The sequence below is a fragment of the Parabacteroides sp. AD58 genome (genome assembly GCF_023744375.2).
In the GTDB taxonomy this organism is placed as follows: Bacteria; Bacteroidota; Bacteroidia; order Bacteroidales; family Tannerellaceae; genus Parabacteroides; species Parabacteroides absconsus.
This window is the reverse complement of sequence record NZ_CP146284.1, coordinates 1,316,049-1,336,732: the sequence shown is the minus strand read 5'-3', so window position 1 is coordinate 1,336,732 and position 20,684 is coordinate 1,316,049. Positions and strand designations below refer to the sequence as shown.

Here is a 20,684-nt window from a genome sequence, read left to right as displayed (position 1 = left end):
CCAATTTTATAAATAGGAGAGTAGCAAGCCCGTTGCTTTTAACGCAAAGGCTTGCTACTTTTTTTGTGGCGGTTAGTCAACACCGCCACCTAATGCATTGTATAGATTAATTGTAGATTGCAAGAGCGTAAAGCGATCGGTTACCATGTTCTGCTGAGCATTGAGCAATGACTGCCGGGCAGTCAGCATTTCCAGGTAAGTCGCATTGCCGGTCTTGTATAAAGACTCAGAGGTAGTTACTGTCCGTTCCAGTTCCTTACATTGTTTGAGGTGACTGTCAAAGCTTTTTCGGGCAGATTCTGTTGCAAACAACGCGTTGTTCACTTCTTGACCTGCATCCAGGAGCGCCTGTTTGTAGTTGAGCAGGGCGATCTGTTCTTCGTCTTTCGACACACGCAGATTAGAGATAAGTTTCCCCTGATTGAATAACGGTTGCGTCAGTGATGCTATGGCTGAGAGAATCCATCCTCCCGGATTGCTTACCACTTCTCCTAACGAATTGGTCCATCCCGCGCTTCCGGAAAGGGTTAAGTTAGGATAGAATGCTGATCTGGCCTGATTGGTGCTGTAATAGGCACTGGCTAAGACCATTTCAGCTTGTACTACATCCGGGCGTTTGGATAATACACGCAACGGAATACCGATGTTGTCAGTTTCCGGGAGCTGTTGTTCTTCCAGCGAACTCCGTTCAATATGGTGGGAAGTCGTTCCGAGCAGGGTACATAGGGCATTTTCTGTCTCAAACAATTGCTTTTGTAAGTCTGTCACCGATGCTTCTAATTCATACAGACTGGCCCTTGCCTGGGTTACGGCATTTTCTGTTTCTTCGCCTACTTTAAATTTCGATTCCAATAATCTGACTTGTTCTTTCCAGACATCCAAGGTGGATGTTGTCAGTCGGATCTGTTCATCGAGTAATAATAATGTATAGTAACTGTTGGCGATGTTGGCTACCAAATCTGCGTGGACAGCCTGCTGATAAGCCTCTTGCTGCAACAACGTGGCTTGGGTTTCCTGCTTGGCATTTCGCAAGCGGCCGAAAAGATCAATTTCCCAACTGGCCTGAACCGGTAATTCATACGTCTTGACTGCTTTGCTACCGTCGGTACTTGTCAGGGCTCCTTGAGGAGACAGAGAAAGAGACGGCAGAAAAGACAATCGGGCTGCCTGCAACTGCGAGCGGGCCTGATCAACACGCAGCAGGGCTACCTGCATATCTGTATTGTTCTCTAGACCCTCCTGTATCAGGTTCTGGAGCAGAGGATCTTCAAACATCTCTTGCCATGGGATGTCTCCCAAGGTAAGAGAATCGTCAGAGGAAAGAGGAGTGTTCCTGTAAAGGCTGTCTACAGGCAATCCTTCCGGCCGCTGGTAGTTGCGGTAGATATGGCAGCTGCTCAGAAGCAGCATACTAACTAATATATAGATACACTTTTTCATAATTTTCTATCAGCTTTTCTTTTGCCCATAATTCGTTCTTCTAAGTATTGGAAAGTAATAAAGAAGGCCGGTGTGACGAAGAGTAAGGCGATTGTTCCAATCAGCATTCCTCCTACGGCACCTACACCTAAGGATGTATTACCGTTGGCGCCTACACCAGAAGCAAACATAAGCGGCAGCAATCCGAATATCATGGTGAGGGCGGTCATCAAGATCGGGCGCAGACGGACGCCGGCTGCTGAAATGGCTGCTTGCGAGAGTGACATACCTTCTTTCCGGCGTTCTGTAGCGTATTCCGTTAATAGAATAGCTGTCTTTGACAACAATCCGATCAACATGATTAATCCGGTTTGCAGGTAGATATTGTTTTCGATACCCCACATTCGGGCAAAGAAGAAGCTTCCCATCAGTCCGAACGGAACTGAAAGGATAACGGCCATCGGGATAAACAAGCTTTCATACAGGGCACAAAGTATCAAATAAATAAACAGAATACAGATCCCGTAAATGATTACTGTGTCATGCGAATTGGCCATTTGTTCTTCCTCACGTGTCATTCCGGAGAATTCATATCCGTAACCTGTAGGCAATGTCTGGGCGGCTACTTCTTTTACCGCATTGATGACATCTCCTGAGCTGTATCCGCTGACTGGCATTCCCTGTACATTAATGGACGAGAACATGTTGAAGCGTGTCAGTGATTCGGCTCCATAGGTCTTTGTCAGTTTTACGAACTGACTGACGGGAGCCATACCGTTGGTGGTCTTGACGAATACATTATCGAGAGACTGCATGCTGTTGCGGCTTTCTGACGGCGCCTGGATAATGACCCGGTACAATTTGGTGAACCGGTTGAAGTTGGAGGCGTAAATACTTCCGAAATAACCCGACAAGACTGACAGTACTTCTTCCGTCGTCGTTCCGGCACGTTGGCACTGAGCTTCGTCAACGTCTACCCGATACTGGGGGAATTTGGCACTGAATGATGTGTATGCCATCTGTATTTCGGGCCGTTGGTTTAAAGCGGCCAGGAAATTGTTGGTCACTTCACTAAGTGCATCAATCCCTTTTCCTCCTCGATCTTGCAGATACAGTTCAAAGCTGTTACCTGTACCATATCCGGAGATCATAGGTGGTGAGAAGACAAAGAGGTTCGCATTTTTGATATGAGAGGTCCGTCGGTATATTTCAGCCGAAATGGCATCTACGCTGTTTTCTTTTCCTGGGCGTTCGTCCCAATGTTTCAGCTGGATGATGAACATACCGTGTGAAGAGCCGCTTCCCGATCCCATACCAAAGCCTGCCACCTTATTGAAATCGGCTATCTGTGGGATTTCTTTCAGTTCCTTTTCTACTTTTTCCATGATACCGACGGTTTCGGCCAGGGTACTTCCAGCCGGTGTGTCGATACTGACGAAAATAGAACCCGTATCTTCAGAAGGAACCAGACTGGTCTTGGTTGTATTCATGAAGTAGAACAGAAGTGCTACGGCAACGGCAAAGGCACTCCATGCGAGCCATTTCCGTTTGATAAAGAATTTGGCTCCGCTTTTATATTTGAGTACGATCCGTTTGAAAGCCGTATCGAATGCCATACGGAACCGCGTAGAGAACTCAGGCTTTTTCCCGTCTTCCAGGATTTCATTAGGACGCAGAATCAGGGCACAAAGAGCCGGCGAGAGTGTTAATGCGTTGATGGCTGAAATACCTACCGCAACGGCCATCGTAATACCGAATTGGGTATAGAATACACCGGAAGTTCCTCCCATGAATGATACAGGTACGAATACAGCCATAAATACTAAAGTAGAAGTGACGATGGCGGAAGAGATACCCGACATGGCGTCGACAGAAGCTTTATAGGGCGAACGGGATCCTTCGTCGAAGCGCACTTGTACGGCTTCCACCACGATGATGGCATCATCTACGATGGTTCCGATCGCAAGTACGAGGGCAAACAAGGTAAGCAGGTTGATACTGAAGCCCGCGATGTAGAGGGCGGCGAACGTACCGATCAGCGACACGAATATACTGACGGTCGGGATCAGGGTAGAACGTGGGTTCTGCAAGAAGATATATACCACGAGTACAACTAAGATGATGGCTTCGAGCAAAGTCTTGATCACTTCATGGATAGAGGCATCAAGGAAGTTTTTGGTACTCATTAGCTCGACTATTTCCACATCATTCGGTAATGTTTCCTTGAGCGATTCCAGATACTTGTCGATATTGGTAATGATTTCGTTGGCATTGGTTCCGGCTGTCTGGTTAACCATACAAGTACTTCCGGGGGCTCCGTTGACAGAACCGGTATAGGTATAACTTTGCGAACCAAGTTCGACGGTGGCAATATCTTTTAATTTCAGCACACGTCCGTCGTCGTAGGCGCGGATAACGATTTCCTCAAATTCCTGTTCCTTCTCCAGTCGCCCACGGTATTTCAGGGTATACTGGTAGACATTCTCGGAATCTTCACCGATCGAACCGGTCGAGGCTTCGATATTCTGACTCGACAGGGCTGCTTCAACATCGCTGGGCTCGAGTTCATACTGGGCCATCACGTCTGGTTTTAACCAGATACGCATGGCATAGTCGCCACCCATCACATTGACTTCACCAACACCCGTGATACGCTGCAGCTGAGGCTTGACGTTAATGCTCAGGTAGTTGGTCAGGAAGGTCTCGTCGTAGGTACCGTTCGGACTGTATAGGCCGAATATCTTCAGCATACTATTCTGGCGCTTCATGGTGGTAACACCCACTTTGGTTACCTCTGCCGGCAGCAGGGAAGTGGCTGTTGATACTTTGTTTTGTACGTTGACGGCAGCCATATCCGGGTCACTGCCCTGTTTGAAATAGACGGTGATCTCTGCGCTTCCGGTATTGCTGGCGGTCGAAGTCATGTAGGTCATATTCTCTACACCGTTGATAGCTTCTTCCAGCGGGACGATCACACTCTTCTGTACCGCCTCGGCATTGGCGCCGCTGTATGTCGTCGAGACGCGGATGGTTGGCGGGGCAATATCCGGGTATTGTTCGACTGACAAGGCATAAAGCCCGATTAATCCGGCCACGAGGATGACCACCGAGATGACCATCGACAGGATAGGACGGTCGATGAAATGTTGTAGTTTCATGTTTATTCCTCCTCTGTGTTAGGTTCTGTAGCCGCAGTTGCGCTGGCGGAAATGACTGTACCGTCTTTCAGTAGGCCGGCTCCTTTTGAAACGATTACGTCGCCTGCCTGAAGCCCGCTTTCTACAATATATTCTTTTCCGTTGTTTATCTCGAAGACCTCGATGGGGGTAGATACGGCTTTGCCGTCAACAACCTTATAGGCAAATATCTTGTTTTGGATCTCGTATGTACCACCTTGGGGGATAACGATGCATTGCTGTTGCTGGTATGGAATCACCACATTGGCCGAGCCTCCGCTCATGAGCCGTTTCTCCTGGTTGTCGAACAGGGCACGCAGGCTGACGGTTCCGGTTGTCTTGTCGATCAGTCCGCTGATGACGTCTATTTTCCCGGTGTGCGGATAGGTCGACCCGTCATTCAGTTGCAGCTGGATGGGCGGGAAGGAGAGGAGGGCGCTGTCGAGCGAGCCGTATTGGGCGGTGAGCGAAAGCACCTGCTTTTCCGACATGGAGAAGTAGACATACATCTGCGAGTTGTCTGAAACCCGGATCAGCGGGTCGGTCATGCTCGAGCTCACGAGCGCTCCGATACGATAGGAAGTCATGCCGGCATACCCGTCGACCGGGCTTTTGACTTCGGTATAGGAGAGGTTATTGCGGGCATTAATCAGTTCTGCCTGGGCCTGCATCAGAGCCGCCTGAGCGCTCCGGTAGTTGTTACGGGCCGTCCGCAGTTCAAAATCAGAGATCACTTTGTCCTGATAAAGGGATTCTTTTCCTTCGAGGGTCAGCTTGGCTGTGGCCTCATTCGCTTCGGCCGTGGCGACGGAGGCTTCCGCCTGCTTCAAGGCCGCCTGATAAGGTACCTGGTCAATGACGAACAAGACTTGCCCTTTTCTTACTCGGGCACCTTCTTCCACGTAGACTTCGGTAATGGTTCCTGAGACCTGCGGACGGATTTCTACATCTTGTTTTCCTTCGATTACAGCCGAGTATTTTACCGACAACTGCCGGTCTTCCGGTTTCAATGTCAGAAGCGGATAGTCGGTCGAGCTTCCTTGCTGGAGTGTTTGGTTCTGGCATCCCGCCAGTAGCAGCACGCAGCCTAAACCTAAAACTAAATAACTTTTTGCCTTCATGTTTCGTTTGTTTGTAGTTCTTAGTGCGCAAAAATAAAAGCGAACCGATGGCCTCTATTTGGTCAAACAACCCAAGCATTTGTCCAAATGGAACTGTATTAGAATTTATTAGCAAACGGTATGTCTATTTAGCGCATCCATTTGTCCATATCAGACAAGGGCTTTATACCTTTGCCTGCGTGATGCCTGTTTCTGTTGGCTTCTCCTTATTGGCGGGCGAGACAGGCAAAGAATATTTGTTGAATGAATAGATGATGATGACACAAAAAGAACTTTTCCCTCTTTTCCCTTCTACATGCAGTCTCGACGGTTGTGTCTTGCTGCTGACTTCGCGTGAACTGGTCCGGCTCATCGGCCGGAAGATGACGGATCTCCGCCTGTTTCTCCTGGTCCGGACAGGCTGCCTCAGCCTTCGTATTGACGATGAATTTCATGAGATGCGGGCAAATGCTTTTCTCGACCTGCTGGAAGGAGTGCAAATCGAATTTCTTGACTTTAGTACCGACCTGCAGGCGTGGTGCCTGATTCCGAATTATACCTTTGCCAAAGATTCACTCAAGAATCTGCGCCCCGGACCGGATCATTATCTGGTAGATCGCCTCCACTTTCCGGTTTTGCAACTCAACGACGAGCAATTTGGACGCCTGGCCCGGCAGATGGAATTATTCGAGTCGGCGTTGATGTCGCTCGGCCATGCCTACCGGCGTGAACTGCTGTTGGTCTATTTCAAGAGTTTCATGCTCGAGGTGGGACAGATTATGCTGGAGCGGAGCCGGACGGATAATCAGTTGCCACCGGTAATTTGCAAACGCGATAGGGTGATGATGGATTTCATGAAGCTCGTCTGGCAGCATGTGTCGGTCGAGCATCAAACGGACTTCTACGCCGAGAAACTCTGCATCTCGGCGAAGCATCTTTCGCGCTTGGTCAAGGAGGTTTTGGGCAAGACGCCGCACGAAGTGATTTGCGACGAACTGATCAAGCGGGCCACCGAGCGCCTCGACGATGAGAGCATCCCCGTCAGCCAGATTGCCGAAGAGCTGCATTTTTCCGATCAGGCTGCCTTCTGCAAGTTTTTCAAGAAGCATCATGCTGTTTCTCCCATGGAATACAGGCGGAGACTGCAGGCGTCAGATTGACGCGATCGTCGGTCCGCCTGGGTTCTTTTCCAGGCAGGCCGGAATGGTTATAAAGCTTGCAATCTGAAAAATTACGGCCAAATATGTTTACTGTCAATTATTTTTTATTTAATTTGCTCACATCGTGATAGGACAATACCGACGCTATTTTGCGGAGCTTATACCTTTCAGAGACAAAACAAGGTGAAAATTATGAATTGAAGCGTACCTGTGGTCTGCTACCTTGGGCGGGTTTTCAGTATCGGACCACCTGTGATTTTCTTTTGTAAATAGATTTTGGACAGCAGATCAGGTGTGATCTTGCCTTGTAAATGAATTTTTTGTCCCGGATCACTAGTGATATTGCCTGTTTTTAGATTGATAATTGACAATTGAGAATTAAAAAGGTACGGATTCAGCGGATTAACACGGTAAATATTTATTTTAAACCGTGTTTTCCGTGAAATCCGTGCCTAATATTGTGTCTGTAATTGTCAATTCTCAATTTTCAATTCTTAATTCTTAATTCTTAATTCTTAATTCTTAATTCTCTTCATAGACCCCTTCCCGAGGCAGAGGCTTGTCGAGGTTGGCTACCCCTAAGACGGTGATGGCGGTGGCGGTTGCCGTATGCCCCAGATATTCCGGGATGTTTTTGGTAAACAGATCGCGTTCGGTATGCCATATTTCCCCATAGTTGAAATTATACCCTTTGACGTCTTTTGTGGTAAATCCGTATGTTGGGACGCCGTAGGTGGCAAACACTTCCGAATCGGTGCCACCCGCTACCTTCGGCCGTTTGCGCGGAGGCCGCACAGTCACTTCAAACGGAATGTCCGCCCGTACCTTCTGGATGGGTTGGGTTATCTTGACGAAATCATCATACATCGCCTGCGAGACAGCTATTCCGACGGGAGGTTCCGGCCCGCCGTCGCGGTTGAATACATTCATAATCTTCGGTAATTCCTGCTGATGTTTCTCGCAATAGGCTTTCGACCCTAACAGTCCGAATTCTTCCCCGGCAAAGGCGATGAAGAGGATGGTCCTCTTGGGCTTTGCTCCCGACAACGCCAACATACGGGCCGCTTCCATCATCGGGGTAATCCCTGTACCACAGTCGACGCCGCCTGTGCCGGTATCAAAAGCATCCAAGTGTCCGCAGACGATGACCTGTTCATCCGGATATTTGCTTCCCCGTATCGACGCCACCACGTTGTGGTATTTGATCGGTCCGAGCTTGAAATGATTGCGGATATCGAACTCCAGCAAGAAGTCTTCCCGCCGTTCTTTTACCATCTGGGCGATGATGTCGAACTGATGCTTGTCGAGTTTGATGTCAGGTACTTCGGGCAGGTTATCGAACGTCATGCTGTCAATCATCTTCCGGTCATAAAGCGCACGGATAGGTACTTCCGATGACTGGATGAATCCTAAGGCGCCGGCTTCGATCATCTCATGGTAGTAAAGAGCCGGGAATTCCTTGTAAGGAAGCATCTCGTTGTTTTCACCTTTCTCCCAGTTTCTTTTCCTGAGTTCGGCATTCTTTTGGTCGATTTCCTTATTCTCTTGTTTGATAGCCTGCCGGATAGAATCAGCCTGCGCTGTCCTGTCGATTGGCCAGCCGTTGTTTGTGCCGGAGATCAGGACCCAAGCACCTTTCAACTTGAGTTTGATGCGCTCGAATTCCTGGTCGGTACGGGGTTCCATCAAGACATGACCGCGCTGCACCCCTTTCGTCCCCGAAGTGTATGAAGGAGTAGCGAAATGGAGAGTCATTCCATGGTCGTGGCTCAACAGCTTCCCAAACCACGGTCCGCGGTTAAAACCGACCGAGAGTTCGCCGGCTTCTTCCAGATGAACATCCAGTCCCCACTTTTTGTATTCACGTACCATCCATTCGGCGGCATTCTCATACGCATCCGACCCGATGGGGCGTCCGCCAAAACGGTTGGTCAGTATATCCAGCTGGTGTGCGGCCTGATTATCCTGGTGTCCGATTTCAATGATTTTATCAACGACGGCTTTCTGAGCGAAGAAAGGCTGTACCCATAACGACAAAAATGCAGTACAGCATAAACATAACTTTTTCATGTGTAAAAGAATTGAATGTTTTCGGTTACAAAAGAAACGATAAAGCCAGTAAAATCAAAATAGAAAGTGCGTTTTTCTTTAATGATTTCTTTTTCATGGTATCGGTTCTATAAATTACAGGCCTGTATTTCCTTTTTGTAGTATTAAAATACAGGCCTGTATGGATGAAGATGTAAGACTCATTGAATATTAGTCCTTACCGAAGGCTACTCGCAACGAATAATCAGCAGCGATATCCAAGGATTGTTTCGATTTGATTTCAACAGATTCTTTCTGATACGGTTTTATGGCAGCCAGTTTCGTTTGCCCGATTAATTTTTCTTTTCCCCCAATATTCCCGTAAATGTACAAGACTGTAGGTGTAGAAGCTATCTGACCAAAGTTTTCGACCTCCACTTTTATCATAGACTTTCCGTCGGATGTTACGACTGATGGTTTGCGGGCAGAGAGAATTGGTTCGATGTATTTAACCCAAGGCAGGCGGGTGTAACCGAACAGCATGCTGCCATCCTTTTTCTTCCCGATAAGTTTAGGCGCAAATTCCTCTTCCGTAATGCCGTTTCCCTGTCCGTCGAAGATGACAATCAGGTCTTTCCCTGATTTCTCCGTCCGAATCGGTTTACAGCCTCTGCCAAAATTGACTTCTGTGGAAGCTCCGAAACGCAAAGAGGAAATATCTATATCTGTTTGTGGATCAAATTCTGGTTCTACTTTGATCAGCAGGCGAATTTCTTTCGTCTGAGGAGTAATGGGCTTTTTGTCCAGTAATGTCATCAGGACTCCCGGATTCAGCGGGAGGCAGATGTTCTTGGAACTATGCCGGTCGTTAGGCTTATCTTCGTTCTTCAAGGTATCAATAACGGCAAAATTTGCCTGGATTGCTCGCCCCTGTTCATCCTGAAAGATTTTTATCCGTTCATACTTGAACCAGTTCTCTTTGGTCCCGTCTTTATGAACGGCAATTCCCGGCATATAGGCTTCACCTGGATCTGTTACCCATCTGACGCCATCTTTCGAACGGAGGTAAAAGGCAACACGACCTAACCAGTCGTTGACAATTGCGTTATATTGTACCGAGTCTCTCCATACAACCGGATCTTCAAATTCTCCTTCGACTGGGGGATAAATACGTTGGTCGCTGATTTGGTTGTAGGTAGATAATCCGGTTTGACTGATCCATACACCACCTCCGCGACAAATCATCAGATAGGAACCGTCTTCACGTTGAGTAAAAGTAAGGTTTGACAAACCTTCAATGATTTTCCGATCTCTTGGATCAAAGTCTAAAGTCTGTCTGGTCCAGGGCCCGTTTATGTTGTCTGCCAGGTAATAATGGTCGATTACATATATAACATATTTCCCGGACCGTGTTTTAAAAGCTTCTGGATTATGGCCCGGACCGATGGTATCTTGGATGTGGTACGGTCCGAACCGATTGTCCGAAACTGTATGGTAGACGATGGAGTTAGGCCATTCGTGATGTCCTTTGGGAGAGTCTTCCCGCCAGCCACAGACAAAGAGATGATATTTCCCATCATCACCTTTTAATATGTTGCCTCCCCAATAAGAACGGACCTGATCTTCTATGCCATTGTCAATAAAGCGGGGAATAACTTGCTGTGCTCCCCAGGTATCGGAACTCAACTTACCGTCAGGCATAGGAAGAAAACGGTCGGCAAAACGTCCTCCTTCCACGAACTGGTCCCAGGATGCCGGTCTTTCTCGTTCGGTGACCTGTGCCGAAATCAGGGAGCTTATACAGAGGAAGGTCAGTGTGCTATACATTATTTTTCTCATACGCATATGCTTTTCAGATGAATATAAATAAGAATTAAAAGAAGTCATAACCAGAACAAAGATAGTGGATTGTTCGTTTTTATACAATGCAATGGATATTTATTCAAGTAAAAGTATGAGGTTGGGAGATTATCTTTATTTTTGCTGATAGAACTGACAAACGTTTGTAGGTATGAGTGAAAAAGCAATGATTGAAAAAGAAATATATAAAAGATTCATGGCTGGTTATCTAATCTGGATTTTGGGATTGTTGTTGCTGACATCCTGTGGCAGTCGTAAAATGGAGACTGTTTCTTTGCCGGCCGATTTCAAAGGGCCTAAAGAACTAGGACGCATTTATGGCGTAAAGATTACCGAATATGATAATATCTTTTTATACAACGAAGGGGCACGCTGGATTGGGGTTCCGCACCGCTTGGGTGGACAAACCAAGAAAGGGATAGATTGCTCCGGATTCGTAGCCATTGTTTATCGGGAGGTTTATCATAAACGTCTGTCACGTTCGTCGGCCGAGATGCTGAAGAAGGATTGCAAGAAAATCAGCCGGAGCAAGCTAAAAGAAGGCGATCTGGTCTTTTTCTATACCGGACGAGGGCGTAAAAGAAAGCCTAATCATGTGGGAATTTATCTGAAGAATGGCAAGTTCATTCATACCAGTACATCGAAAGGAGTGATGGTTAGTAATCTGAGTGAACCTTATTATATGCGTACCTGGATGTGTGGCGGACGGGTAAAGTAAAGAGATAGAATGATTAATTGTTGAAAAACTTTGTGAGATTCTTCTTTAAGATGTACCTTTGCATCCAGTAAAAAAGTAACAATAAACAGAGACAGGATATGTTGACTCTAAAAATGATTACAGAACAGACCGAGAAAGTCATTGCAGGTCTGGAGAAAAAGCACTTCAAAAATGCGAAAGAGACGATTGCGCAGGTACTCGAACTGAATGAAAAGAGAAAAAGTGCGCAAAACCAATTAGATAAGAACTTGTCTGAAGTCAATCAGCTTTCTAAGTCCATTGGCGGCCTGATGAAAGAAGGCAAGAAAGATGAGGCTGAAGCTGCCAAGAAAAAAGTATCGGAAATTAAAGAAGGCAATAAGGCTTTACAGACTGAAATGGATCAGGCTGCTGAAGATATGCAGAATCTGCTTTACACCATTCCGAATGTTCCTTACGATGAAGTTCCTGAAGGAAATGGAGCTGAGGATAACCTGGTTGTCAAGATGGGTGGAATGGAAACAGAATTGCCTAAGAATGCATTGCCTCATTGGGAGCTGGCTAAGAAATACAATTTGATTGATTTTGATCTGGGTGTAAAGATTACAGGAGCCGGATTCCCGGTTTATATCGGTCAGGGTGCACGGTTGCAGCGTGCGTTGATCAATTTCTTCCTGGATGAAGCTCGCAGTGCCGGTTATATTGAAGTAATGCCGCCGACGGTTGTGAATGCTGCTTCAGGTTATGGTACAGGTCAGTTACCAGATAAAGAAGGCCAGATGTATCATTGTAATCTGGATGATTTGTATCTGATCCCGACTGCCGAAGTTCCGGTTACAAATATCTATCGGGATGTTATCCTGGATGAAAAGCAGTTGCCGATCAAGAATTGTGCCTATACACAGTGTTTCCGTCGTGAAGCAGGTTCGTATGGTAAGGATGTACGTGGTTTGAATCGTCTGCATGAATTCTCAAAGGTAGAATTGGTTCGTATTGACAAGCCGGAACATTCCAGACAGTCACATCAGGAAATGTTAGATCATGTAGAAGGTCTGTTGCAGAAGCTGGAACTTCCGTATCGTATTTTACGTCTGTGTGGTGGTGATATCAGTTTTACAGCCGCTATCTGTTATGACTTTGAAGTATATTCAGAAGCCCAGAAACGCTGGTTGGAAGTCAGTTCAGTTTCTAATTTCGATACATACCAGGCTAATCGCTTGAAATGTCGTTATCGTGATGCTGATAAAAAGATCCAGTTGTGCCATACGTTGAATGGTAGTGCTTTGGCATTACCGCGTATTGTGGCTGCCTTGTTGGAAAATAACCAGACGGAAGAAGGTATCCGTATTCCGAAGGCACTGGTTCCTTATACAGGATTTGATATGATCAAATAATCGGAAATAACATAGGGAAGAAAAGAGGATGAGGTCACTCATCCTCTTTTTTATGGGTATTAAATTATGATTTTTGCTCTGAAGTATATTGATTGACGATTTGTGTTAACTGCTCATTCGTCAGGTTTTCTCCATAGGTCGCATAATCGAGCCGGAATGTACAGCCGTTTTTATATTCGGAACAACCATAGGCGGTTTTCCCCCGAAGTAACGTCCCTTTATGACAAACCGGGCAGACGGCAGGAGCATTCTCTGCCTTTTTACGAGGCTTGCGTGGTTTCTTTTCTCCAGTTTCCTTGGATGCAGAAACGGCTTTATTCTTTTTCGGCTTTTCTTCTTCTGCCTTTTTTTGTTCGATGGTAATGCTGCGCCCGCTTTGATCAGAGAGAACATTGATGACGATTTGATTGACCATCTGTTTTAATTCTTCTAAGAAGGTACGTGCTTCATACGAACCTTTTTCTATCTGGCGCAGTTTTTTCTCCCATAAGCCGGTTAGTTCTGCACTTTTCAGTAGTTCTTCTTGAATTACATGAATCAATTCCGTTCCCGTGGCTGTCGGGAACAGACTCTTGCGTTCTTTGCGAATATAATTTCGTTTGAACAGGGTTTCGATAATGGCGGCACGGGTAGACGGACGACCAATTCCGTTCTCTTTCAAAGCATCGCGTAATTCGTCATTGTCCACTAACTTACCGGCTGTTTCCATGGCCCGTAAGAGTGTCGCTTCCGTATAGGGCTTGGGTGGAGTTGTCCACGTTTCTTTCAGCAGCGGTTGATGCGGACCACTTTCTCCGATTACAAAGTCCGGTAAAACTTTTTCTTCATCCTGCTGATTCGGATCTGCATCCGGATCTTTCTGATCTGCCCCGAAAACGACACGCCAGCCTGGTTTCAGGATTTGTTTTCCGGTGACTTTGAATTCTACTTTTTCCACTTTTCCCATGACTGTTGTTGTAGAGATCTCACAGTCGGGGTAAAAAGCTGCAATAAAACGTCGTGCCACTAAGTCATATACCTTCCGTTCGTTGTCTGATAAATTCCGCGCAGGAACGCCTGTCGGAATAATGGCGTGGTGATCGGTTACCTTGGAATTATCAAAAACTCGTTTGCTTTTCGGTAACTTGATTCCTTTCAACGGAGCCACCAGTTCGCCGTAGTCCACTAAGCCGTTCAGGGTATTGGGTACCTTCGGATAAATATCATCACTTAAGAAGGTAGTATCTACACGAGGGTAGGTTGTAACTTTCTTTTCGTAGAGCGATTGGATAAGCTTCAACGTATCGTCTGCCGTGAAAGCATACTTCTTGTTACATTCCACCTGGAGAGAAGTCAGGTCGAAGAGACGCGGTGCATATTCCTTTCCTTTTTTCGTAGAAACGTCCGTCACCGTAAAGTCGGATGTCCGCACGGTTTCGAGGAATTTCTCGCCTTCTTCCTTTTGGGTGAATTTTCCTTTGGTAGCTGAGAATGTTACGTCCCTATAGACTGTCTTCAGCTCCCAATAAGGCTCCGGCTTGAAATTCTCTATTTCTTCCTGCCGGTTGACGATGAGTGCCAGCGTTGGTGTTTGAACACGCCCGATAGAAAGCACCTGTTTGTTTTGCCCGTAGCGTAATGTATAAAGACGGGTGGCATTCATTCCTAACAGCCAGTCGCCAATAGCCCGTGACAATCCTGCTTCATACAGCCGGTTAAACTCGGCTTGTTCCTTCAGCTTCTGAAAACCTTCGCGGATGGCTTCTTCTGTCAGTGAAGAAATCCATAAACGATAAACCGGACATTTGGCTCCGGCTTTTTGCATTACCCATCGTTGGATCAATTCTCCTTCCTGCCCGGCATCTCCGCAGTTGATGATCATTTCAGCCTTTTGCATCAGACCTTCGATGATCTTAAACTGTTGTTCGTAGGTTGGATTACTGATTAGTTTGATACCGAAACGTGGCGGAACCATCGGCAGAGAAGACAACGACCACCGTTTCCAGTCGGGTGTATAATCGTGCGGTTCCTTAAGGGTACACAAATGACCGAATGTCCAGGTTACCTGATATCCGTTCCCTTCGATGTATCCATTCTTCTTTTCCGTAGCCCCTAATACCTCGGCTATTTCACGAGCCACACTCGGTTTTTCGGCAATACAAACTTTCATCTTATCTTCTCTAACACGATTTAAATATGGCAAAGTTACATTTTCCGCTTTATTTGGGCAAATTTTCGTTTGAGCCCTCCGCTGACGGGTGACTTATTTTCGGCTCGTCCAGGTTGAATTTCTTCCGATAATACGAATGGGCTGTATAGAGAGGAGCTGCCGGATTATTTCCGGTGACGCGGTCTTTCGTAATCAGTGTTGTTGTATATGCCTCGGAATATTTATAGAATAAACTGTCGTGTCCGACACATAAGCCGATTACTACATTCAGGTCCGTTTGGGCTTCATTCAGCAGTCGTGCCTGAAGGATCGGGTTACACATGGCTGCCCCAATCGATTCACAGGCTTTCGGAATGCCGATAGATGATTTGGCTTTCCCTGCTACCTTACAAATAACTGAATACACTTCGAATCCGTTAGCCCGGAGGATGCGGGCAAAAATACGAGCCTCGTGGATCAGTCCGATACAATTAGCGATACCTATTTTATGAGCTTGTATCTTTCGGGCAAACTCCATGATTTCCTGTACCCGTGTCCATTTACCGTATCCTTCGTATTCCACTTCGGCACTGGCTACCATGATTTCATGATTCCGTTCTTCTTCGTAGCGTTCCAGTGCCCATTGCATATCTTCTTCTTTTAAGTTGGTGGTAAGACAGAAATCCGGATAAGTCCGGTCTTTGTATTTACAGTTCTGTGTTCCGCAGTCGACACAGGTCAGATCTTTTGTATGTTGCATGATGATGTGAATTATATAATGATGAATGAATTTAGTAGGCTTCACTTAGATTCTTTTTCATCCGTTTTAGAATCTTCGGAAATTGTACAGAGAAAATCAGTGTACAGCAGATAGCCGCTGTCGCATCCGAAAAGGCTTCGGCAGCAAAGACGCCGGTTACTCCCATGAAATGGGGGAGAATTAATGCTAAAGGTATGAGTAAAAAGACCTTTCGGAGCAGGGCTATAAAAACGGAAACCTTGGCTTGTCCTAAGGCAACGAACATGTTCTGGCAGGCTCGTTGCAAACCAAAGATTGTCATTCCTGCCAGAAAGATCGGCATGAATTGCTCAACGACAGCAATCAGTTGCGGATCACTGGTAAAGGCAGTTGCCAGGATCTCCGGAAAGAGAATCATGGCAAGTATCAGAAGCATATTGAATGAAAACATGACAATCAGTACAATCTTGAAACACGACTTGACCCGCTCTTTATAGAGATGGCCATAATTGTAACTGACAATAGGTACGAATCCTTGAGCAAATCCGGCTAACGGAACACTGACGATTAGCATGGCACTTTGCATGATAGCCAACGCGCTGACATAAATGTCTCCGAAGTGTTTTAGACTTCCGTTTAATACGAATCCGACTAAGCTTTCTGTGCTGGCCATGATGAAAGGAGAGACGCCCAAGGCTAAAATAGACAGGACAATTTCTTTCTGTAACTTCATATAACGCCTTTCCAGTTTGAGAGAAGCACGATGAGAGGTCAGGAAGGAAATCACCCAGGCGGCACTGCAGGCTTGCGATAGAATGGTTGCCAGGGCTGCTCCTTTTACCCCGAGTCCGAATACGAAAATAAACAGCGGATCTAGCAGAATGTTCAGGATGGCTCCAATCAGAACTGAATACATGGCTATGGCTGGTCGCCCTTGTGTATTGATAAATGCATTCAGACCTACCGAGAGTTCTACAAAGAGCGTACCGATCAGGTAAACGGAAAGATAATCGACCGCATATCCGATCGTCTGTTCTGAAGCTCCGGTCAAGAACAACAAAGGGCGCATGAACAGGTATGTCGTGAGCGAAGTAAGCAGTGTAAAGATGATAAGCAGAATAAATCCGTTTCCGAGGATCTTTCCGGCGCGAACCCGGTCGCCCTGCCCTAAAGCCATGGCTGCCAATGGTGAACCTCCGGCTCCTACAATGGCAGAAAAGGATGATATCAGGATAATGATTGAGCTGGTAACTCCGACGCCAGCCAAGGCGTTGGTGCCGATTTCAGGAATGTGACCGATATAAATCCGGTCTACTAGGTTATATAGAAGATTGACTAACTGAGCGGCGATAGCCGGTAATGCCATTCGGAATATCAGCGGCAACATCCGGTCGGTTCCTAATCGTTCTTCATATACATTTACCATAGACAGTAGATTTGAAATCGACGGCAAAGGTACAAAACTGTTTTTTATCCTGTTTACAAAACCCTCGAGAATCGGTTTTGACTTTCCCGGGAATCAAAACGGATTCTCGTGAGTTTCGTAAAGAGATTTCGTGAGTAAAATCATTCATCCAACAGAGTAATAATTTCACTCCGTGAATTATCGATGCGACGGACTTGTATCTGTGCCTTGATCCGTTCGCGTAGTCCGGAAACGTGACTGATGATTCCTACTTTCTTACCGCCCAGCTGATGCAGTTTTTCCAGTGTATCCATGACGGTCTGCAAGTATCCTTCGCTGAGTGTTCCAAATCCTTCGTCGATGAAAAGCGTATCTACCGATAGACTTTGCTGGCTGATCGAGGATAATCCTAAGGCTAATGCCAGCGAGACTAGGAAACTTTCGCCTCCGGAAAGCGTACTTGCCGGACGGGCTGTTCCTCCTTGATAAAAGTCACGGAGCAGAATTGTCAGTGAACCGGCCTGACATTCCAGTTCATAACGGTCGGTTAACCGCTTCAGATAGTAGTTGGCGCCATGCAACAACTCCTTTAAGACGAAACTTTGGGCAATGTTTCGGAATGTTTTTCCCTTTTCGTCTCCGAAGTAGAAACACAGGCGTTTCCATTTCTGATAGTCGAGTTCCAGTTGCTCCTCGATTTCTTTTTCTTTCCGTAGCCGCTCTTCGTTTTTGCGGTTCTCATCCAGCAGGTTTTGCTTTTGTCCGATTTGCTGGTTGAAATCTTGGATAATCCGGTTCTTTTCCTCGTATTGCTTTTTCAGTTCTTCCAGCGAAACCTCTTCTTCCAGCTCCGGCTTACTCTCCTGATGCTGCTGGATTTGCTGGATTACCAGTTCCAGTTTGGCGCGGACAGCCACACGGGATTCATTCTGTTTCTGCTGCTCTTCCCGCCAGCTTTGGATTTGTTCCGGCGGAAATGCTGCCAGTTGTTCCAGCTTCTCCTGTGTAAATTCCGGATGTTGTTGCAGAAAGTCCTGCAAGGCCTGAGTGCCTTTTTCCTGTAATTCACGGGTATGGAGTTGCGACTGGTGTAGCGTTTTGACATGCGCAAAGAGCTGACTCCAACCTTTACTTAACGCCTGGACAGGCTGCGGATGAAGCGTTCCGGTTTCCCAGTGGGGATATTCTTCCCGGGTTTGCTGCTGCAGGCTTTTCATTTCATCTACTGCCTGTTGGACTAAGTTTCGTTGATTGATGAGAGCTTCTACTCTTTTTTGCTGCTGGGCATAAACAGAAGCTTCCTGCTTCAGCTGGAGAATGAAATCGTCAGGAGAAGTATGCCAGTCCGTTTCCCACTCAGGCCAGCTTATTTGTTCACGGACTGTCTGCAGCGAACGGGTAGCACTTTCCTGGTCGCTACGGATCAGTTCCTGCAAAGTCTGTATCTTGTTGATCTGTTCGGTCCGTTTTTTCTCCGCCTGATTCAGGGCATTCAGACATTGTTCAATGGCTTTCTGCTGCTGGTCCTTCTGCTTTTGTTGTTTGGAAATGGCATCGAGACAGGTCTGTGCCTGCTTGATCTGCCGATTGACCTCCTCTTGCTTGCGATGGATTTCGTCTTGTCTTATCGGTATTTCGGATAAGATATCCGGAGAGATGACTTCATATCCGGCCAGCTTGCTCTGCTGCCTGGCTTCCGATTGCGCTTGCTGACACTTCTTTTCGGCCAAGCTTGTTTGCCGCTGGTTCTGCTGGAACAGAGTGGCAAGACTTTTTCCATAAGCCGTATTCTGTGCTACTTCTGCCAAAACTTCCTCCAGTTGTTTTTTCTTCTCCAGCAGATGTTGATGAACCGGCTCTAATAGAGAACGGAAGTTTTCGTCGGAAGGTAATTCCGTAATTCGCTGACCGCAGACCGGACAGGTATCGCCGGGCTGCAGACGGGAACGGGCTTCTGCCGCCCATTGTTCGGTACATTCCTTTTGTTTCTCGTATAGCTTCTCTGCTTCGTCAAAGGTCTTTTGGTACGAAGTCACTTTTTCTTTCAAGAGGAGATGTTGCTGTTTTGCTTCCTCTAATTTAGCCGCAGTTTCCTGTTCTGCTTTTTGTGCTTCTTGCAGGGTTTGTTGGGCGGAGAAGAAAGCCTGCAAGGTATGAACTGTTTTCGTGAGTTGCATTTCCTGTTCCGACAACCGCTTGGATTCGGCTTGCCGGGCAGGCATATCCATCTCCTGGTATTGCCGGTTCATTTGTTGGAGAAGCGCATCCTGCTGTTCTCCTTTTTCTCTTTCCAATTTCAGCCGGTCGGCTTGTCGGGTACAAGCTTCTTCCATTTGGGGTAAGCGGCTGTTTTCCTGTTCCAACCGCACTTTCCGTTCTTTCTCTTGGGCTTGTGTGTTGAGAATGTTCTGCAAATGCGTCAGGATAGTCTGACTTTGGGCAAACATGTCGGCGAAAGGCTGCTGCGATTCCAGATACTTCCGGATTGTATTTTCTTCCTGTTGCCAGGAGCGTATCTTTTCCTCTTCGTACAAGATTCCTTCGGAAAGATTGATGAATTGTTGAAGATATTGCTGCTCTTCCTGCACTTGCCGGGTGATTTCCTTGTCTCTCTCCTTGTTTTCTTTGAGGAGTTTACGGGCATCCGTTGTTACATCCCATTCTTGGATAAGGCGGCTTTGTTCCCGATATTCATCTGAATGGATTCGGGATTCGATAGCTTCCAGCTGGATTTGATGCTCCTGCCGGGTTTTATGATACTCCAGTTCTTGGCGGAGCCATTCATGTTTTCGGTTCAGTTCTTTGGCAATGACTTCCTGTTGCCGGCTGTCTTGCTTCAGTTGTTCCAACGAAGCGAGGAGAGTTTCTTTTTCTTCTTCACTGAGCAGATGTGTCGCAGCGATCCGTTGGTGCTGCAGATCGTAGGCGTCTTTCTTCTGTTTGGTGATGTCATAGATTTTCATTCCGATCCGGGAATAGATATCCGTTCCGGTGAGTTTCTCCAGGATTTCAGACTTATCTGCTTCACGGCTTTGGAGGAAACGGGTAAATTCACCTTGTGCCAATAAGGTTGTCCGGCAGAATTGTTCGAAGTTCAAGCCGATACACCGCTGGATTTCGTCTTCCACTTCCTTTACTTTCTTCAGCTCTTCACCTGTTTTCCGGTTGGTAAGTGTCCAGGCAACTTTCTGAATGTTACCATCCACTTTCTTTCGTGCTTTTGCAACATACCAGCGAGACAGGTAGGGAATCTCGTTACTTCCGATGAATGAAAGTTCCACCCATGCTTCGGCTGTGTTGCGACGCATCAGCTGGCGGACATCATCAATGTTGATTTCTTCTTTCTTATCCGAAAACGTATGTCCTACGTCTGTATATTTTTCTTTCGGCGACCGTTGCATCCGGGGCGTATCGTTGTAAAGAGCCAGACAGATGGCATCGAGAATCGTACTCTTTCCGGCGCCTGTCTCTCCGCAGATCAAGAAGATAGATTCTTCGGCCAGCGGGCCGTGCTCAAAATCAATGGTAGCTTCTTCAATCGAAGCCAGGTTCTTTATGATGAGTTGTTGTAGCTTCAT

The 20,684-nt window shown here is 46.7% G+C and carries 13 protein-coding genes; 4 read left to right on the top strand and 9 right to left on the bottom strand.

Translation table 11 applies throughout. From position 1 onward, the window contains the following. Positions 1-72 precede the first annotated feature (72 nt). From NEE14_RS05690 to NEE14_RS05680, 3 genes are read right to left on the bottom strand one after another with little or no spacing between them, the layout of a single operon-like run. Positions 73-1,440, bottom strand: a complete 1,368-nt coding sequence (locus tag NEE14_RS05690) for an efflux transporter outer membrane subunit (RefSeq protein WP_251966332.1) — start codon at positions 1,438-1,440, stop codon at positions 73-75. Next, positions 1,437-4,577 (bottom strand): efflux RND transporter permease subunit, encoded by a 3,141-nt coding sequence (locus NEE14_RS05685; protein WP_251966333.1) that lies wholly within the window; start codon positions 4,575-4,577, stop codon positions 1,437-1,439. The genes NEE14_RS05690 and NEE14_RS05685 overlap by 4 nt, the downstream gene beginning before the upstream one ends. 2 nt (positions 4,578-4,579) lie before the next feature. Continuing rightward, on the bottom strand, positions 4,580-5,716 hold the full coding sequence (locus NEE14_RS05680) for an efflux RND transporter periplasmic adaptor subunit (RefSeq protein ID WP_251966334.1): 1,137 nt from the start codon (positions 5,714-5,716) through the stop codon (positions 4,580-4,582). 47 nt (positions 5,717-5,763) lie between these two features. Between NEE14_RS05680 and NEE14_RS05675 the strand changes: the two genes are divergently transcribed. After that, the gene (locus NEE14_RS05675) at positions 5,764-5,967 is read left to right on the top strand and encodes a hypothetical protein (RefSeq protein ID WP_338578811.1); all 204 of its coding nucleotides are present in this window, start codon (positions 5,764-5,766) and stop codon (positions 5,965-5,967) included. 3 nt (positions 5,968-5,970) lie between these two features. Continuing rightward, a complete protein-coding gene (locus tag NEE14_RS05670; RefSeq protein WP_338578810.1) occupies positions 5,971-6,855 on the top strand; it encodes an AraC family transcriptional regulator in 885 nt (294 codons plus the stop codon). 522 nt (positions 6,856-7,377) lie between these two features. Here NEE14_RS05670 and NEE14_RS05665 read toward each other — a convergent pair. Both NEE14_RS05665 and NEE14_RS05660 read right to left on the bottom strand, forming a co-directional pair. Next, on the bottom strand, positions 7,378-8,925 hold the full coding sequence (locus NEE14_RS05665) for a M20/M25/M40 family metallo-hydrolase (RefSeq protein WP_251966337.1): 1,548 nt from the start codon (positions 8,923-8,925) through the stop codon (positions 7,378-7,380). 189 nt (positions 8,926-9,114) lie between these two features. After that, a complete protein-coding gene (locus NEE14_RS05660; RefSeq protein WP_251966338.1) occupies positions 9,115-10,722 on the bottom strand; it encodes a glycoside hydrolase family protein in 1,608 nt (535 codons plus the stop codon). 217 nt (positions 10,723-10,939) lie between these two features. On the opposite strand from NEE14_RS05660, the gene NEE14_RS05655 reads away from it, so the two are divergent. Continuing rightward, positions 10,940-11,461 (top strand): C40 family peptidase, encoded by a 522-nt coding sequence (locus tag NEE14_RS05655; protein ID WP_422394699.1) that lies wholly within the window; start codon positions 10,940-10,942, stop codon positions 11,459-11,461. Between the two features lie 98 nt (positions 11,462-11,559). After that, entirely contained in the window at positions 11,560-12,834 is a 1,275-nt protein-coding gene (gene serS / locus NEE14_RS05650) for a serine--tRNA ligase (protein ID WP_251966339.1), read from the top strand. 64 nt (positions 12,835-12,898) lie between these two features. On the opposite strand, the gene NEE14_RS05645 is transcribed toward serS, so the two are convergent. From NEE14_RS05645 to NEE14_RS05630, 4 genes are all read right to left on the bottom strand, one after another. Continuing rightward, positions 12,899-14,983 (bottom strand): DNA topoisomerase 3, encoded by a 2,085-nt coding sequence (locus tag NEE14_RS05645; RefSeq protein WP_251966340.1) that lies wholly within the window; start codon positions 14,981-14,983, stop codon positions 12,899-12,901. A gap of 49 nt (positions 14,984-15,032) precedes the next feature. Beyond that, positions 15,033-15,722, bottom strand: a complete 690-nt coding sequence (locus NEE14_RS05640; protein WP_251966341.1) for a DUF1847 domain-containing protein — start codon at positions 15,720-15,722, stop codon at positions 15,033-15,035. Between the two features lie 31 nt (positions 15,723-15,753). Continuing rightward, complete coding sequence (locus tag NEE14_RS05635; RefSeq protein ID WP_251966342.1) at positions 15,754-17,127, bottom strand: MATE family efflux transporter; 1,374 nt, start codon at positions 17,125-17,127, stop codon at positions 15,754-15,756. Positions 17,128-17,267: 140 nt separating this feature from the next. Next, positions 17,268-20,684 (bottom strand): AAA family ATPase, encoded by a 3,417-nt coding sequence (locus tag NEE14_RS05630; protein ID WP_251966343.1) that lies wholly within the window; start codon positions 20,682-20,684, stop codon positions 17,268-17,270.

Coding starts and splice junctions, on each gene's coding strand:
- NEE14_RS05640 (WP_251966341.1), bottom strand. CDS start 15,722: ATGCAACATACAAAAGATCTGACCTGTGTCGACTGCGGAACACAGAAC.
- NEE14_RS05670 (WP_338578810.1), top strand. CDS start 5,971: ATGATGACACAAAAAGAACTTTTCCCTCTTTTCCCTTCTACATGCAGT.
- NEE14_RS05690 (WP_251966332.1), bottom strand. CDS start 1,440: ATGAAAAAGTGTATCTATATATTAGTTAGTATGCTGCTTCTGAGCAGC.
- NEE14_RS05680 (WP_251966334.1), bottom strand. CDS start 5,716: ATGAAGGCAAAAAGTTATTTAGTTTTAGGTTTAGGCTGCGTGCTGCTA.
- NEE14_RS05635 (WP_251966342.1), bottom strand. CDS start 17,127: ATGGTAAATGTATATGAAGAACGATTAGGAACCGACCGGATGTTGCCG.
- NEE14_RS05685 (WP_251966333.1), bottom strand. CDS start 4,577: ATGAAACTACAACATTTCATCGACCGTCCTATCCTGTCGATGGTCATC.
- NEE14_RS05660 (WP_251966338.1), bottom strand. CDS start 10,722: ATGAGAAAAATAATGTATAGCACACTGACCTTCCTCTGTATAAGCTCC.
- NEE14_RS05645 (WP_251966340.1), bottom strand. CDS start 14,983: ATGAAAGTTTGTATTGCCGAAAAACCGAGTGTGGCTCGTGAAATAGCC.
- NEE14_RS05655 (WP_422394699.1), top strand. CDS start 10,940: ATGGCTGGTTATCTAATCTGGATTTTGGGATTGTTGTTGCTGACATCC.
- serS (WP_251966339.1), top strand. CDS start 11,560: ATGTTGACTCTAAAAATGATTACAGAACAGACCGAGAAAGTCATTGCA.
- NEE14_RS05675 (WP_338578811.1), top strand. CDS start 5,764: ATGGCCTCTATTTGGTCAAACAACCCAAGCATTTGTCCAAATGGAACT.
- NEE14_RS05630 (WP_251966343.1), bottom strand. CDS start 20,684: ATGAAGCTACAACAACTCATCATAAAGAACCTGGCTTCGATTGAAGAA.
- NEE14_RS05665 (WP_251966337.1), bottom strand. CDS start 8,925: ATGAAAAAGTTATGTTTATGCTGTACTGCATTTTTGTCGTTATGGGTA.